Origin of the sequence: Metamycoplasma auris (genome assembly GCF_003253435.1) — a bacterium.
Lineage (GTDB): Bacteria > Bacillota_I > Bacilli_A > Mycoplasmatales > Metamycoplasmataceae > Metamycoplasma > Metamycoplasma auris.
Genome location: NZ_QKUB01000006.1, coordinates 1 through 16,300, shown reverse-complemented (window position 1 = coordinate 16,300; position 16,300 = coordinate 1). Strand labels below are relative to the sequence as shown.

The window sequence follows — 16,300 nt, the reverse complement described above, 5'->3', positions numbered from 1 at the left end:
CACTCATTTGAGTGAGTTTAGAAGTCAGTTACCTGAAATGGTACGCCCTAGAGGATTCGAACCTCTGACCCAATGGTTAAAAGCCATTTGCTCTACCTTCTGAGCTAAGGGCGCTTCTGGTACCCAGAACTGGACTTGAACCAGCACGACCATTACAGTCAACGGATTTTAAGTCCGTAGCGTCTACCATTCCGCCACCTGGGCATTAACTAAAAATTTAATGCTTAATTATTATAATATATTTATAAAAAAGCATTTAAAAAATAATTCATATTTTTCATTCATTTTTAAATAAAAGCAATGTTTTTCTTGTTGATTCAAAATCTAGATTATTAGTTTATTTTTAGATACACCATTAGACAGCAAAAATAAATTAAAACCATAAGCTTAAAAATATACTTATGGTTTTAATTTATTGTGATTATAAACTTTTATACATCTAGACTATCTAATTGATTTATCATATGCAATACCGCTAGCAGCAGGGGCATGCGAACGTTTAGACATAATCATAATTACAACTAATGAAAGTAGATATGGAGTAATTTCTAGAAGTGGTGAGTATGGAACTAAACTTGGGATAAATGCTCCTGATGATGAAGATAGAGCATATAAGAATGAGAATACAAATGATACACCAGTAATAATAAAGATATTTCATTGACCCATAATCATAATTGATAAGGCTAGATAACCATATCCTCTAACATCTCCAAAGAATGAAGCAGGGAACGATTGAGCAAATATTGATCCAGCAACACCAGCAATTGCACCAGAAATAATTATTCCTTCTCATTTATATTTATATACATTAATTCCAGCAACGTCAGCAGCTTGTGGATTTTCTCCGATTGCTCGACATCTTAGACCTCATTTTGTTTTATATAAAGCAAAAGCACCAAGTGCAATAATTAGTATTGTTATAGCAACTTTCCATGAAATAATTTCAATTGATTGTGAACCAACTTCCACCGCATATTTAAGTTCAACTATACCCATAACTGGTTTTTTGTTACCATTCCCAAAGAAATCTAATAGAATGATTGCAATTCCAAATGCAAGTAAGTTTAATGCAAAACCTGAAACAGTGTGATCACTTTTTAGTTTAATTGTTACAAAACCATGTAGAAGAGCAAATGCTGCAGCACATAATGACGCAAATAAAGTTGCTGGTATTTGTCATCAACCACTTGATACATACTGACCTGTAACCTTTGATAAGACGTCAGTAAATACTAAATAAGTAGCAGTACCAATAACCATCATCCCATTAATTCCGATATTAACAATACCAACTTTTTCAGAAAACATACCACTAATTCCACCAAGGGTAAAAATACAGAAGAAGATAAGTAAACTACTATATGTATTAATAGCGAGTGCCATTATTTTACCTCCTTGATAAATAGTTTCATTTGTCTGCGATCATGGATGATAATATCTAGAATTCTTTTGTATTCAAATGAATTATTCTTAAGTAATGCGGTTCTTTGTTGTTTGATATTGAATTTCTTAGTTAAGCCTAATGTATTTAATAAACCATTGATCCGATATTTTTCTTTGTTAATTGATTCAAATTGATTAATTGTTTCATCATCACTATTTTTATAGTTCATTGCCTTTGAAAGAAACTCATTAGTTAATTTAGATAATTCTTTACGTAACAATTTAATTTGCAACTTATGAGAATTGTCTTCTTTATTTAATTCAATATCTTTCTTAAATTCATCTAAATTATTATTAGTTGCTTTAATATCTTGTTTTAGAATCTTTTTAGTTTCACTGTTATGTTGCAATATATTATTTTTAATTAATGTAAATATTTCTTTAGATTCATTTCTTATTGCAAAATATAACTTCTTTTCAAGTTCAAAGTACTCTTCAGCTCTTTTAACTCTAATTTCAGCTTTTGCGATAGCATCATTAAGTTTATAAATTTTACTTATAAATTTATTTTGACTATCCTCTAATTTTTTAGATAATGTTTCGTAATTCTTAGCATTAATATTAAGTTGAATTTTATGAATTAAAAGAGTGTTTGAAGCAATTAATTTAATTTTTTTGTCTCTTAATCTTTTTAATTCTAAGTTAGCAAAGTAACGTTTATCACTTAAGAGAGTAAATAATCTCTTGAAGTATTGAATTGGCTTAAATTGACTAAACATAACTGATATTGCAGCCATATACAAAATAATAGAAGTAATAACTTGAATATCATATGGTTCAAAATATAGAGGATGAAGTTGTAAGTTAGTACTTGCTGAGTATATTGTTGTATAGAATAACGATGAGAATAGTGCACCAATTGGTGAGTTTAAGGCAAGCAAACTAATTGCTATTGCTTCAAAACCGACACTCAATGGTTGATTGATTTCAGAGAATACTGGTGTACTTAGAGCAATGTAATTATAGAATCCAGCAATTCCAGCAATTGCTGCAGATATACCTAAAACAAACATTGTAATTCTTTTATCATTAACACCAATATATTTACCATTTGTTTTTGAAATTCCTTGCATTCTAATTTTGTATCCTAGACTTGTGTGGTTAAAAATGAATGCGATTGCAATTGCCATAATAAATAGCACAACAATTCCAACAATAACAAATGTTTCCCTTACTGAATCAGCAATCTTAATTATTCCTTTTTTTACACCATCAAGTGTATCAGCAAAGTAATATTTAACGTCTTGCGGACTTAAGCCATTTCAAACGACTGAGGCTGATGATTGCTTAAATAATAATCCAGCAATCCCAACAATAATTCAATTTAGCATAATTGTTGAGATAACTTCATGCACATTTAAATGCGCTTTTAGTGTACCAGCGATTAGTCCAACTATAAATGCAACTATTATTGAAAGTAATAAACATAATAGAAGCACATGCGCTGGAACAGGTCCTGTATTAGATTTATAACCTAATTTGATGAAGATTGAAAAATTAACAATTCCCGTAATCATCATCTGTCCTGGTATCCCAATGTTAAAAAGACCAGCTTTAAAACTTAGGGCACAAGCAATTGAACTAAAACCAAATACTAAAAAGTATTTTAAAATAGTTTCTTTGTTTATTTTATTAAAACTACCAAAGACCGCATTTAGAATGTCAACCGGGTTTGGAAAGAAACCTTTTCCTACACCTTTTGATAGAAAGATATAAATATATGCAAGTAAGATTCCAAAGAATAAAGCTCACAATGACGAAGCTATTTTTCTACCTGTTGATTTAGTTTTGTCCATCTTAATAAAGTCAGACATTCAACTAGTAAATTTATTTAATGGTTTAGGAGATTTAGTATTTTTTGTAGCTGTCATTTTATACTCCTTCCATTTCTATTTTATTTTTTTGTTCAGTATAAATATCATTAAATGAGACTTTTATTTTAGATAATTCCAACTTGTGATGCTTTTTAGTTTCTTTCAATTCTTTTTTAAGTTGGATATATTTCATTTTTAATTCTTCAATTGATTCTTTGTCAGCATCCTTTGCATTCTTTGCAATCATTAAACTTGATTTAATTGACACTAATTGAAGAATTAATTGTTCAATTTGATAATTATATTTTTTATTGATAAATGAAATGTATGAATCTTTTGAATCATCAAAATCATTTGGATTAAATCAATTTTCTTCACTGTGTGATGATGCTGACATAAATTTACCAATTTGTTCTCTTGTAATTTGTTTTGCATCATTAATTGAAAGAATTTTTCCTTCATTAATAACAGCAATTGTGTCAGCTAAAGCAATAATTTCATCTAATTCATATGATATTAGTAGAATAGCCTTACCTTTTTTCTTTTCTTCAAGAATCTGTGAATGAATATGAGTAATAGCTCCAACATCCATACCTCTAGTTGGTTGAACAATTAAAATGAAGTCATGATCAAACATCATCTCACGTCCAACAATGAATTTTTGTTGATTTCCACCAGATAATGAACGTGCTATACTTTTTGGTCCTTGAGAACTACGTACATCATAGTTATCAATAATATCTTTTGTAAACTTATTAATATTTTTTTGTTTAAACACTCCAGCTTTTTGGAATTCTTTGTCTCATAATCTTCTTATGATTGAGTTTTCTTGAATAGTGAAATCAAGAATTATTCCATGATGGTGACGATCTGCTGGAATATATGCCATATGATTAATACTTCTCATATAAGCACTTGTGTTGGTTATATCTTTTAATTCATATTCAACTTCAGAATTATTATTTTCTTTTTTATTAGTGCTTTTTTCTATACGCATATGAACTGAACCTTTTGAAGGTTTTTCCATACCACTAATAACTTTTTCTAAAGCACTTTGACCATTCCCATCAACACCGGCGATTGCAAAGATTTCGCCTGCATGTACATCAAAGGAAATATTATGAAGATTCTTTCTAAGTTTTTGAGTTGAAACATTTTTTAATGAAAAAATGATGTCTTTTCTTTGGCATTTAAGATCGTTTTTGATTTCAGTAATTTGGTTTCCCACCATTGCTGAAACAATTTCATCCAAAGAAGTATTTTTCATATCAAAGTTACCAGTAACTTTTCCAAGTCTTAAAACAGTAGCATAGTCAGCTACTTGCTTAATTTCTTTTAACTTGTGAGAAATAAAGATTATTGTTTTGCCTGCTTTTTTAAAAATTTCAAATGATTTAAGTAAACCTTGAATTTCTTCATCAGTTAAAACTGCTGTAGGTTCATCAAATACTAAAATATCATTACCCCGATATAGCATTTTCATGATTTCAACTTTTTGTTGTGTTGAAACAGTTGCTTCTCCAGATTTTTGAAATAAATCAAAATACAAGTTGTATTTATTTTGAAGTGCCTTAATTTTCTTGATTGCTATATCACGATTAATTACACCTAAATTTGATGCTCATTCTTCACCAAGAATGATATTATCAAGGTTTGTATATACATTAACTAATTTAAAATGTTGGTGTACCATTCCAATGCCAAGTGCATTAGCATCGTTAGGTCCAGAAAAAAGCACTTTGTTGCCATTAATTAGGATTTCACCACTTGTTTGTTCATAAAGTCCAAATAATATTGACATCAAAGTGCTTTTTCCTGCGCCATTTTCCCCAATTAGTGCATGAATTGTACCTTTTTTTACTTTGAAGGAAACATTATCATTTGCAACAATTCCTGGGAATTCTTTAGTTATGTTTCTAAATTCAACAGCGTACATTGTTATTTTTTAATGTATAGTTCTACAGCAAGCTTGTTTAATAGTTCTTGAAGACCGATACTACTATTTTCGGTATTTTCAGTTGGAAGTACCATTTTCGATGAAGCTAGTCAGTTCTTGTGAGTTTCATCCAAAGATTTAAATGCTTCTTTACCTGCTTCAAGAGCCTTATCAGCTAGTTCTTTTTTCTTTGGATCTGTAATATGAGTTTTTGTAATGTCTACTCAGTTCTTATCATATCCTTGGTACATTTTTCCATCTGTTTTGCCAAACTCAAATTCACCTAAAGAACTCTTTAGTTTTGATGTGTCTTTTACCTTACTGATTTGTGCAACAGCATCGTATGCAGCTTGACCTAGTGATTTAACAATCGAAGTAAAAATTAAATGCTTTTCATTTGGTTTTGCAGCAAATCCTTGGTCAGCATCAACACCAATCATGTATCTATTTGAACCAACGATATTTTGCAATACAACACCTGCAGCTGGTCCTGCAACTGGAAGAATTACTTTAGGGTTTAGTGAAATAACTTTCTTAACAACACTTTCCATCTTAGTGTCAACATCAAATCCAGAACTTAGGTCAATTGTATTTGATACTGAATATGTATTTTTATTCTTAACTTTATTTTTATTATTCCAGTATCAAACACCTTTCATAAATCCTTCATTGAAATCAGTTACAGCTGGGAATGTTCCACCACCAAATGTTCCAAAAGTTCTATCTTCTTTCTTTTCTTCATTTGATAGAAATTCTGCTGTTGCATATCCCGCAGCAAATGCAGCTTCCTTGGTTTTAAATTCTTGGAAAATTGAAAATCCATTATCACCATTTTTGTTGTCATTTGTAAAATCTTGACCAATGAAAATAATTTTATTTTTCTTTACTTCTTCTTTATGTTTAGCAATTCAAGCCTTAATTGTTTCTTTATGATGGAAACCAGGAAGAACTCAAATGTTGTAGCCAGCATTTAAAGCATTATTGTAACTTTCATCGAATTTTTCATTCTTAACTTCAATAACACCGTATTTATCTAGAGGTAATTTATTTTGAAGGTCAGCAAAGTGTAGAATACCTTCTCATGGGGATTGGTTAAATGATTTATCATTAATATCCCCCCCATCGGTAATCATAACCATCTTGTATGGGAAATTCTTAGCTTCTTCTTCAGTTAACTTATATTCATCATTTAGTTTAACATCAGCAACTGGTACTTTTGGTCCCTTTGGGTGAGCATATTTTCCCTTACCACATGAGGCTGCTATCAATGGCAAAGTAACAACACTTGATAAAACACTTAGTCCTCATAATAATTTTTTCATATTGATTTATCCTCATTATTTATTATTAATTGATAGATAGAACTAAGGATTATTTTTTAAGAAACTTTTAAATTAATAAAACTCTCTTAAACTAGTCTAAAATGTCTATATAATTGATTTCTTTTATCAAATTGGTAGATTCAATATATGTTGTATATTCTATCTATCTATTCAAATATTACCATTTTAAAAATAAATTTATAAAATATGAAAATAGAACAAAATATATTGAATTTTTTCTTTTATAGTTTTGTAGCATTTTTTTATAAAAATTAATTATAAAAACAAGAAAGCTGATTGTTTCTTTCTTGTTCTTTTTTAATTATGTTTTATAGATTGTAATGTAATTTAACAATTTCTTCTAGAGCACCAAGTGGTAGAGCACCTGTTTCTAGGATAATATTTAAGAATTCTTTAATATTTTCTTTGTTTTCAACAAATGCTTTTCTTGATAGACCTTTAGATTTTCTTACAGCATCATATAGTTTTAACATACTTTCTTTACCTGTATTGTATGAAACTGCTTGACCTGGATTATTTAGATAACGTTTAGATTCAGAAGTAATATCTCCAACTCCTAGGGCTGAGTTTTTCTTCATGAATTCTCTTATATCAAGAATTGAAGCATTTTCTGGTAGTTCTTTGTTACCTTTGATTGAACCATGGAATGCATTATCAACTGCACGTCTCATATTACGCAATTGTGCTTCATTTAAAGCTCCATAGTATTGAAGAATATTTGTTAATTCAGCAGCTTTTAGAGTATGTTCTTTTTCATCAGTAACAGCTTTACCATTAGCAGCTATATTTCAATAAACTCCACCATGTAAAGTCTTCATTTCATTTATTTCTTCAGGTTTAACATCTTCTTTCTTTGTTGCTTTAATAAAACTTGTTATACCATGGGATTTTTTGAAGCTTACTGGTAGTGCATAGTAGTCTTCAGAAGCAAAGTTAGGAGTACCATATAATCCAGCTTCAATACCGAATCATTCCATGAATAAAGCTCAGCCTTCAATATATGAAGTATAATCAAAGATATTTCCGATTGTTTGACCCTTAATTTTCTTTAGGAATTCTTTTGCATAAACGATTTGATTGTGATGTCCCATCACACTTTCATGGTTAGCAAATGATGTAACTGATCATTTTGGTAAACTAAAGTATGGGTCTGGGTTGAAGATGAAGAATCCATTATATGCCCCAACACCTGAAAAAGTACGCTTACTATATTCATATGCTCTTATGTCATATTTTGGAACTTTGTTCGCAAAGTAACTATATCCATGATCAATTGTTCTTTCTCTAAATTGCTTATATGCCTTGAAGGCTTCTAATGCTCCATAGTAGAATTGTTTCTTTGTTATAGTTCCATATTTTTCTTCTGAAGTCTTCAATGATTCATAATTTAAATCTTTTAAAGCTTTGATTGAATCTGATAGTTTTGAATCACCTTCTAATTCTTTTATTTTCTTATCATCATAGTATTCTTTACCTTCACGACCAAAGAAGAATTGTTCTTGATTCATTCATTTAAAGAAATCTGAAATATTAATCTTTCCATCTTTTGTACGAATAGTAAGTTTAACATCTTTTACTTCAGATCCAGATAAACCATCTGGGTTATATTTAATTGTAGGAGATCATTCAGATGTTTCGTCACCAATAATTAATTTTGCTACAGCCTTAGCAGCTGCTTCCATATTATGAACAGCAGTTTTGGTTGTTTCAAAGCCAGAGTCGAATACTTCTTGTGAAGTTTCATCATTTGTGGTAGACATTTTTAAAATAATGTCATATAACTTTTTACCTGTTGTTGTTTCTTCTGATCCTTTAATTGATCCGATACCAACATCTTTAGCTTCAAGATCTTTTTGTGTTAATCCTAAACCATAGATTGTTTTTCCATTTAATTCAATAGAATCTTCAAGTTCGTTTGTTTTATTTTTTGTATAAACCTTAAGTTCTTTTATATCCTCACCAAGACCATGGTCAGATGCTTTATAGTATTCATTTACATAGAATTTATGGAAATCTTTTAATTTTTGGTCAACAGTAGAACTTTTTTCAATAATTTTTAAAACTGTTTCTTCTTTATCACTATTGGAACCATTAGCAAATTCTTCTAATTCTTTTGAATAAAAATTACTTAGGAATGATCTAATGTTATTTTTTATAACGACTTTTGATAGAACAACATTAGAATCAATTCCTTCTTTAAGGTTTCTTTGAAGTTTGGCTGCTTCGTCAGGTGTAATGTCATTGATTGTTTCATAGAATGAGTTAATTGGATACGAGAATGAAGGACCACCCTTTAGATATCCACCAATTAAACGAATTTCAGATTCATATAATCCTTTAGAAATTCCTCATTCTTCTTTTAGTCCACTAACTCAAGCAGTTGATGTAACATTTAAGTTTCTTTTTGTAATCTTATCTAGTTTTTTAATTCAATCTTCGTAGAATGAAATAACTTTCTTTGATTCATCTTTAGTAGGGAAGTTAACATCATACTTTTCAGCTAATTTATCTTTTTCAGATTGAAATTTATGGTATTGTTCTGTAATATAACTACCAGTTAAATCAATAATGTCTTGATTTATTTGACCATATCCACTGATTGCAACTTCCTCTAAAACTGGCATGATCAATTCATCAAAAACTTTTTGCTTCTTATCATTAAGAGTAGCTACTTCTTTATTAAGTGCTTCTCATTAATCAGATAATTTTTTCTTTTCTTCTTCTCTAGTTTCTTTATCTAGTTTAGCTTTAATCTCTTGTCTTTTTGCTTCTTTTTCTTTAATTTCTTTTTCTGTGTCCGCAGTTTTAGCCTTGTATTCTTCGCTTCGTTGATTGTATGTGGTAATCAATCGGTTGTTTTGTTTTTGCAATATACCTTGTTGAATACCATAAGGTACTGTTGCAAATGCTATCGGAGCAATAATTGCACCTGAAATAATTCCAGTTAATATCAATCCTTTTTTAGCTTTTGGTGACATATTTTAAATGTATATGATAGAATTAAACACTGTACTTTATTTTTTGGTTTTAATTTCCTTATCTTATACACTTCTCTCCTTTTTAAATTGATAACTCTCTTTTATTTAATCTTTATTTATATTGTTTTTTGTTATACATAAGTAATAATACAAGTTAAAACCAAAAAAAGCAAAAAAAGGCAACCACATTCAATAATGAACAATCATTTTTGAGTATTGGAGTGCCTTTTTTTTAATCATTTAGCTATTTTAGATTGTAATGGTAGTTAATAATTTCTTCAATCGAAGCAAGAGGAAGTGCTCCGGTTTCAAGTAACAAATTAAAGAATTCTTTGATTGCTTCTTTGTTTGAAACAAAGTCTTTTCTTGAAAGTTTCTTAGCTTTTCTTACTTTATCATATAAGTTTAAAAGCGCTTCTTTACCTGAGTTATATGATGTTGCTTGACCTGGGAAATTTAAATAACGTTTAGATTCAGAAGTAATATCTCCCACACCAAGTGCAGAATTTTTTGTTAAGAAGTCCCTAACTTGCCTAATTGAAGCATTTTTTGGAAGCGTAGACTCTCCTTTAATATCACCATGATATGCTGTGTCAACTGCCAATCTCATATTATGCAATTGTGCTTCGTTAAGTGCGCCATAGTATTGAAGCATATTAGTTAGTTTCGCAGTTTTTAGTGCATGTTCTTTTTCGTTCGTTATTTCTTTAGTTCCATTTGCAGCTAGATTTCAATAAACTCCGCCATGTAGTTCTTTAATTTGTTTGATCTCATTATTTGTAATTTGATCCTTAGTTTTTTTACCAATAAATGATGTAATTCCATGAGAGTATTGGAAATCTTTTGGTATTGCATAGTAATCAGTTGATTCAAAATCAGGAGTGCCATATAATCCTGCTTCAATTCCAAATCATTCCATGAATAAAGCTCATCCTTCAATATATGAAGTATAACCAAAAATGTTGCCAATTGTTTGATTATTAATTGTTTTTAAATGTTCTCTAGCATATTGAATTTGGTTGTGATGTCCCATTACACTTTCATGGTTAGCAAATGATGTAACTGATCATTTTGGTAAACTAAAGTATGGATCTGGATTAAATACAAAAGCACCGGTTGTTCCTTTTTCAATATTATCATCAGGTCTTTCTTCTCCAACACCAGCTTCAAGACGATATTTAAAATCGTATGCATTAATTCCATATCTAGGAACTTTTTTGTCAAAGAAACTAAATCCATAATCGATTGTTGCATTTCTAAATTGATGGTAACCTTTAAATGCTTCAAGTGCACCTAAATAGAATTCTCTATTTGTAATTGTTCCATATTTTTCAGCTATATTTTTATTTTCAATTAGATGCTTATAACCTAAATTATTGAAGTTAGAAATCGATTCTTGTAATGTTGTATCTTTTAAAAGCGATTCTTCTTTTTCTTTAGTATAGAAATCGCTTCCTTCTCTACCAAAGAAAAATTGTTCTTGATTCATTCATTTATTGAATTCAGTAAGGTTAATTGATCCATCTGATTTGCGAATATTTAGTTTAAGATCTTGAACATTTTTTCCACTCACACCATCAGGATTATATTTAATTGTTGGCGATCATTCAGTGTTTTCATTGCCTGTAATAAGCTTTGCAATTGCTTTAGCTGTAAGTTCCATATTTTTTGTTGCTGTTGTTGTTGTCTTATACCCAGCATCAAAAATTTGTTGTGAATTATTATTAGTAGTCGTAGACATTTTTAGAATTATGTCATATAGTTTTTTTCCATTTGTACTATTTTTAGAACCCTTAATTGAAGCTATCCCAACATCATTTGCTTCTAAATCTTTTTGTGTTAATCCTAAACCATAGATTAATACTTTTTTATCATCTCTATCTATTAATTCAATTGTGTCTTCTACTTCATTAATTCTGTTAGTTTTATAAACTTTTAAATCTTTTAAATTTTCCCCTAGTCCATTTGTCGCACTATTATAATATTTAGTTACATAGAATTGATGAAATGCTTTAGTTTCATCATCAATATTTTTATTTTGATTGATGATATTTATAAGTGATTCCTCATTTTTATTTGACATAATAAAATCAAGAAGTTCTTTTGTATAGAAGTTTTTTAGAATTGAGCGAATGTTATTTTTGATTACTACTTTGGATAAAATAACATTCTCTTTAATTCCTTCCTCTAGATTTCTTTTAAGTTTGGATGCCTTCTGTTTTGTTATATTAGCAAATGAGTTGGCAAACGAATTAAGTGGATATGCAGCTTCAGGAGCAAATGAGAGTTGTCCACCAATTAGTCTAATTTCAGATTCATATAATTCCTTTATTATTTCTCAACTATATTTAAGACCACTTACTCAAGCAATTGAAACTTGATTAAGATTATTTTTAGAAATCTTACTTAATTCATCGATTCATTTTGCATAAAATTCAATTGCTTTCTTAGATTCATCTTTAGTTGGAAAATTTAAATCAATTTCATTTTCTAACATTGATTTTTGAATCTTGAATAATTCATAGTTAGAAACAATTAAAGAAGCAGTATCTTCCTTAATTCGATCAATTAATTTAGTTAATTCTTCTCTTAATTTTGTTTGTTCTTCAATATTTTTTGAAGATTTCTCTTTCTTAATTATTTCTTGACTTTTTTCTTCATTAGTTGTAATAGTTTTCGAAATATCTTTAATTTTGGCTTTATAAAAAGCTTCTAGTTGACCTAAACTTTTTTGACTTGTAAGAGTTTTTTGAATTCCATAAGGAATTAATGTTAGGGCAACAGGTGCAATAACTGCTGCTGAAATAATTCCACTTATAATCAATACTTTTTTAGTTTTTGGTGACATATTGGTTCATTAATTTAAAATAAATAGAATGTTTTTATTTATTTTGAATCAATTATTCTCCTTCTTTAGATTTCAATGTTATACATCTTAAATTTTAAAGAATTTAGATTGATATGCTTTCTTATTGAGACTAAACAAAAAAAAGATTGAATTTTAATTCAATCAATTGTTAATAAAATTATTAAATCAATGGTTAATTCTGTTGGTATTTAGTTTGCATTTTTATAAATAAAAAAGTAATAAAACATAGATATAAAAATTTATACAAGCAGAAAAGAAAAAATAGGTTAGTAAATGATCCCTAATAAATATACTTTGTATTAAAGAGAATTAGTCAAGATAATATGTATATTATCTATTAAAATGAATTTTTTAGTAGCATACTGATTTTTATTATTAATAGTCAAATTAAAAAAATATTAAAGCAATTTGAAATGAATAAAATGATATTTTGATGTGATAGTTTAAATCAAATTAAAACTCTAAGAAGAACAGAATAATACTTATTAAAGAAATACTATTAAATTTATATTTCAAATCTAACTAATAGCAGAATGATATATAAATATGGCATATCGTTTACTTCTTATTGTTAACAAAAAAAGGTATAAAATTAAAATGAGGATTAATAATGACTAACGAACAATATAAGAGAGTTGCCAAAATTTTTATATTAATAGGAATGATACTAAGATTTTGATTAATTATTCCTCTAGTAATCGGAATTCTAACTTTAAGAGAAATTGAATCGCCACATATGACTGAGAGTTCAAAACTCACATATGGGATTTTAAATTTGTTTTTTGTAACAATTGTTGGCGGAATTTTCTTATTACTAGATAAAAATTAGAAAAATAAATAAATATGATAACTAGCAAAATATAAATTATCTGTTGCTAGTTTTTTATTTGCTTATTTGAGCGTTTTAAATCACATATAAAAACTAGATGCTTCAAAGCGCATCTAGTCATTAAAATTTAATTTTAATTAACGAGCAGTTTCAAATGTTTGTAGAACTAAATCGTTTAATTCTTTGGCTTCATTAATCTCAGCAATAGATTCTTCATTATCTGCAACCTTGATGGCAGCATCAAGTTTTTCTTTTCTTCTTAAAGCTAACATTTTTTCAATAGGAGTTGCTGCAAACATAAAGATTACATAAGCAATGAATAGTCCGGAAGTTGCTGCGTAACCAATTATGTCATTAGTTGATTTTTTAGCAATTGATAATCCTAATGAAATGAATGGGTCAATCATCTTAAACAACACTGTTCCCATAACCATTATAACTGCTATTGTTCCTGCTCAAACAGTATGTCTATTCTTTTCAACTTCAATGAAGTTCTTCTTTCTGTTTTCTAGAACACCAACAACTGCCATTACGATGAATGCAAATGAGAATACTGCCATTCAGTCAGCCATTAGGTCAGAGAATGATAGTAGTGAGCTCATATGATTACCATATGTTTTATCTACATAACTTCATGTTGTTCCGATGTATGCATATGCACCAATTACTGTTAGAATTAATGCTAAAGGCACAGATAGAATTAATGAGAATAGAGCTCCTACAATTGGCATATTGCTATTCTTCATGTATCTGTAAATCTTAGGTGATACATAAATTTCACCTTCCTTAACTAGATCTTCAACGAAACGTGTACATCACATTGAGAATCCGTTAAGAACACCTAATACACCAATAGCAATGCAAATGTTGATTACACCAAATGCTCATCCGTGACCTGCTGTACCCAATTTTTCACCAAAGTCATAGAATCCACCAGTTTTAGCACCAAGTGACATCGATAATGCAATAATGGTGTAAATTGCTGTGATTGAGAATAAACCAACAACTAGAACAGCTGGTGTTTTTTCTGGGTTCTTCATTTCTGATTGGATACCTGCAGATACATAGAATCCATCAAATGCGAAGAATATACCAGCAAATGAACCAAAAATTCCTAAGAAAGGTGTTAGACCTAAAAATGATGTTGAGTCTTTCTTAAATAGAGCTTCAGCTGTAACTGGTGTTCAGAATGTTGTATCGTGAGTTTGAACACGTTGTCCAAAGAAAATGAAACCAATGATAACAATAGCTACTAATGGAATAAACTTAAATGAGGTTATAATGATGTTTTGAATGTTACCAGCACGACCACTTAATCCAGCTGAAAATAACATTCATACTGTCATTACTAAACCGATTGCAAAGTATATTCATGGAGCTGCTGGAGCTGCTGCCCCAAAGTTAGGATTCGTTATACCAAAACCAGTAAGTGCGTCTTGGAATTGAACAATAACATAGTAAGGCATAAAGAAGTATGTAAGTGGTAGATATAAATAAGTCATAAAGAACTTATTAGCTTTGTAAATAGCTAAAGTGTTAAATGCCTTACTTCAACCAATCATACCTAAGTTGTCATTACGCCCAGATGCTACTTCTACTAATGCTAGTGCTAGAGTTATAACAGCAAATCCAGCGATTAATCATATTAGAATAGCTCATAATATATTTCCTGCTGAATTTTCTAGAACTGTTTTAGCCCGTAGAAATATACCAACACCGATTGTTGAACCAATAACAACAAGGATTGCTGCAAAGAAACCTATTTTTTTAGTAGGATTCGAAGTAACAACCATTTGTTCTTCGGCCATGATATTTCCTTTCAAATAAATTAGATAAAATTTTGAATTAGATTAGATACACCAAGATTCAATTTTTAGAACACTTATAGCAATAGCATTAAGTAGATGTATCAAACTTAAATTATAATTTATTAAATATATATTGCTTTAAATTGAATAGAATTAAAAGGTTTAAATGCGAATTATTGTGATACATTATGATAATTAATCATATTATTGATAGTTACAATGTTGTTGATAGATTATAAAGTACCATAATTAAAAATTTAAATATAAGTTTACTTATATTGTTCTAACTACTTTAATTAAAGGTAAAGCTATAAAAAAATACCTCTTCATTTTCTTAGTATAAGAAGTATTTTTATGGTTTATTGGTTTTTCTATACAGAGCAATTTTAATATCTACTTAATTTTATTCATAATTGATATCAAAAACAACCTTACCAGTTAAAAATGTATTGTCTGTTGCCCTAAATGTAATATATCCTCTTTCCCCTTCTTTTTCAGGTAATTTGAATTGATATTTGAAATCTCTATTTACTTCAGGTTTAAAATTTTCTCCTCTAAGAAGATTACTAAATTTTTCAACTATGCTATGAATGTCAGTATTTTGTGTTATCTCTGGAGATCATATGTTTTTTATTTTTTGGCGATGTTCAAAAATAAGTGGTGTACTAATTTAAAAACAATTACATATATATTTTATCGGGGTTTTTTGGAAAAAAATATAAGTTTTTAAAAATTATTTTGAGATGAAAAATATGCTTTTAGCATAATTTAAAATAATATTAATTAATTTATTTAGAAAGATAATTTAAGTCTCAATGTAACTTTCTAAATAAATAGCATTTTGGTTTTTTGTTAATAAGACCATGATTGATTGAACGCTATATATTGTTCAATTTCTTTTAATTTTCTTTTTAATTAAATGAGACACAAAAGACTCAGCAACATTTCCAAAATACAAAGAACTATCCATCGGCACACCTATAAGTCCTTTAAGATTTCTTTTTATATATTTTAAAAAATCAGTTAAGTGAGTTCATCTAGTCTGATTTAAATAATCCTTAAGTTGATTCAGGGAGTTTTCTAAAAATCTAATTAAATCTTCATAATTTTGATTGAAAATAAACCTATTGATTAACTTTTCTAACCGAATACCAGTATCTAAATAATATTGGTCAAGCATTGATTTTAATTCTTTTGAATTGTTAAAAATAACTCCTAGTTTTTGTTTTAAATGAAAACGGCAAAGTATATATTCTGCTTTTAGTCTTACTGAAAGA

9 protein-coding genes, 2 tRNA genes and 1 pseudogene are annotated in these 16,300 nt (G+C 28.7%); 1 reads left to right on the top strand and 11 read right to left on the bottom strand.

What is annotated here, in order from left to right; translation table 4 throughout:
* Positions 1-38 precede the first annotated feature (38 nt).
* The 9 genes from BCF89_RS02375 to BCF89_RS08250 all read right to left on the bottom strand — a co-directional run bounded on the left by BCF89_RS02375 (position 39) and on the right by BCF89_RS08250 (position 12,365).
* Positions 39-114, bottom strand: a tRNA-Lys gene (locus BCF89_RS02375).
* A 3-nt stretch (positions 115-117) separates the two neighbouring features.
* Positions 118-204: transfer RNA gene (locus BCF89_RS02370), tRNA-Leu, on the bottom strand.
* 240 nt (positions 205-444) lie between these two features.
* Complete coding sequence (locus BCF89_RS08270) at positions 445-1,386, bottom strand: ABC transporter permease (protein WP_111518651.1); 942 nt, start codon at positions 1,384-1,386, stop codon at positions 445-447.
* Positions 1,386-3,317 carry an ABC transporter permease gene (locus BCF89_RS02360; RefSeq protein ID WP_111518649.1) on the bottom strand — a complete coding sequence of 644 codons (1,932 nt, stop codon included), beginning with the start codon at positions 3,315-3,317 and terminating at the stop codon, positions 1,386-1,388. The genes BCF89_RS08270 and BCF89_RS02360 overlap by 1 nt, the downstream gene beginning before the upstream one ends.
* Before the next feature lies 1 nt (position 3,318).
* Positions 3,319-5,196, bottom strand: coding sequence for an ABC transporter ATP-binding protein (locus BCF89_RS08265; RefSeq protein ID WP_111518647.1), 1,878 nt, complete (start codon positions 5,194-5,196; stop codon positions 3,319-3,321).
* A 2-nt stretch (positions 5,197-5,198) separates the two neighbouring features.
* Positions 5,199-6,518, bottom strand: a complete 1,320-nt coding sequence (locus BCF89_RS08260; protein WP_111518645.1) for a BMP family ABC transporter substrate-binding protein — start codon at positions 6,516-6,518, stop codon at positions 5,199-5,201.
* A 329-nt stretch (positions 6,519-6,847) separates the two neighbouring features.
* Positions 6,848-9,163, bottom strand: a complete 2,316-nt coding sequence (locus tag BCF89_RS08255) for a DUF885 family protein (RefSeq protein WP_277870052.1) — start codon at positions 9,161-9,163, stop codon at positions 6,848-6,850.
* A 69-nt stretch (positions 9,164-9,232) separates the two neighbouring features.
* A complete protein-coding gene (locus BCF89_RS05905) occupies positions 9,233-9,517 on the bottom strand; it encodes a hypothetical protein (RefSeq protein ID WP_241856711.1) in 285 nt (94 codons plus the stop codon).
* A 244-nt stretch (positions 9,518-9,761) separates the two neighbouring features.
* On the bottom strand, positions 9,762-12,365 hold the full coding sequence (locus BCF89_RS08250) for a DUF885 family protein (RefSeq protein ID WP_111518643.1): 2,604 nt from the start codon (positions 12,363-12,365) through the stop codon (positions 9,762-9,764).
* 631 nt (positions 12,366-12,996) lie between these two features.
* Between BCF89_RS08250 and BCF89_RS08245 the strand changes: the two genes are divergently transcribed.
* Positions 12,997-13,215 carry a hypothetical protein gene (locus BCF89_RS08245; RefSeq protein WP_111518642.1) on the top strand — a complete coding sequence of 73 codons (219 nt, stop codon included), beginning with the start codon at positions 12,997-12,999 and terminating at the stop codon, positions 13,213-13,215.
* Positions 13,216-13,352: 137 nt separating this feature from the next.
* Here the strand turns inward: BCF89_RS08245 and BCF89_RS08240 are convergent, their stop codons facing one another.
* The gene (locus tag BCF89_RS08240) at positions 13,353-15,023 is read right to left on the bottom strand and encodes an APC family permease (RefSeq protein ID WP_111518641.1); all 1,671 of its coding nucleotides are present in this window, start codon (positions 15,021-15,023) and stop codon (positions 13,353-13,355) included.
* 805 nt (positions 15,024-15,828) lie between these two features.
* Positions 15,829-16,300, bottom strand: a pseudogene (locus BCF89_RS08235) (Mbov_0401 family ICE element transposase-like protein); the annotation flags it as partial.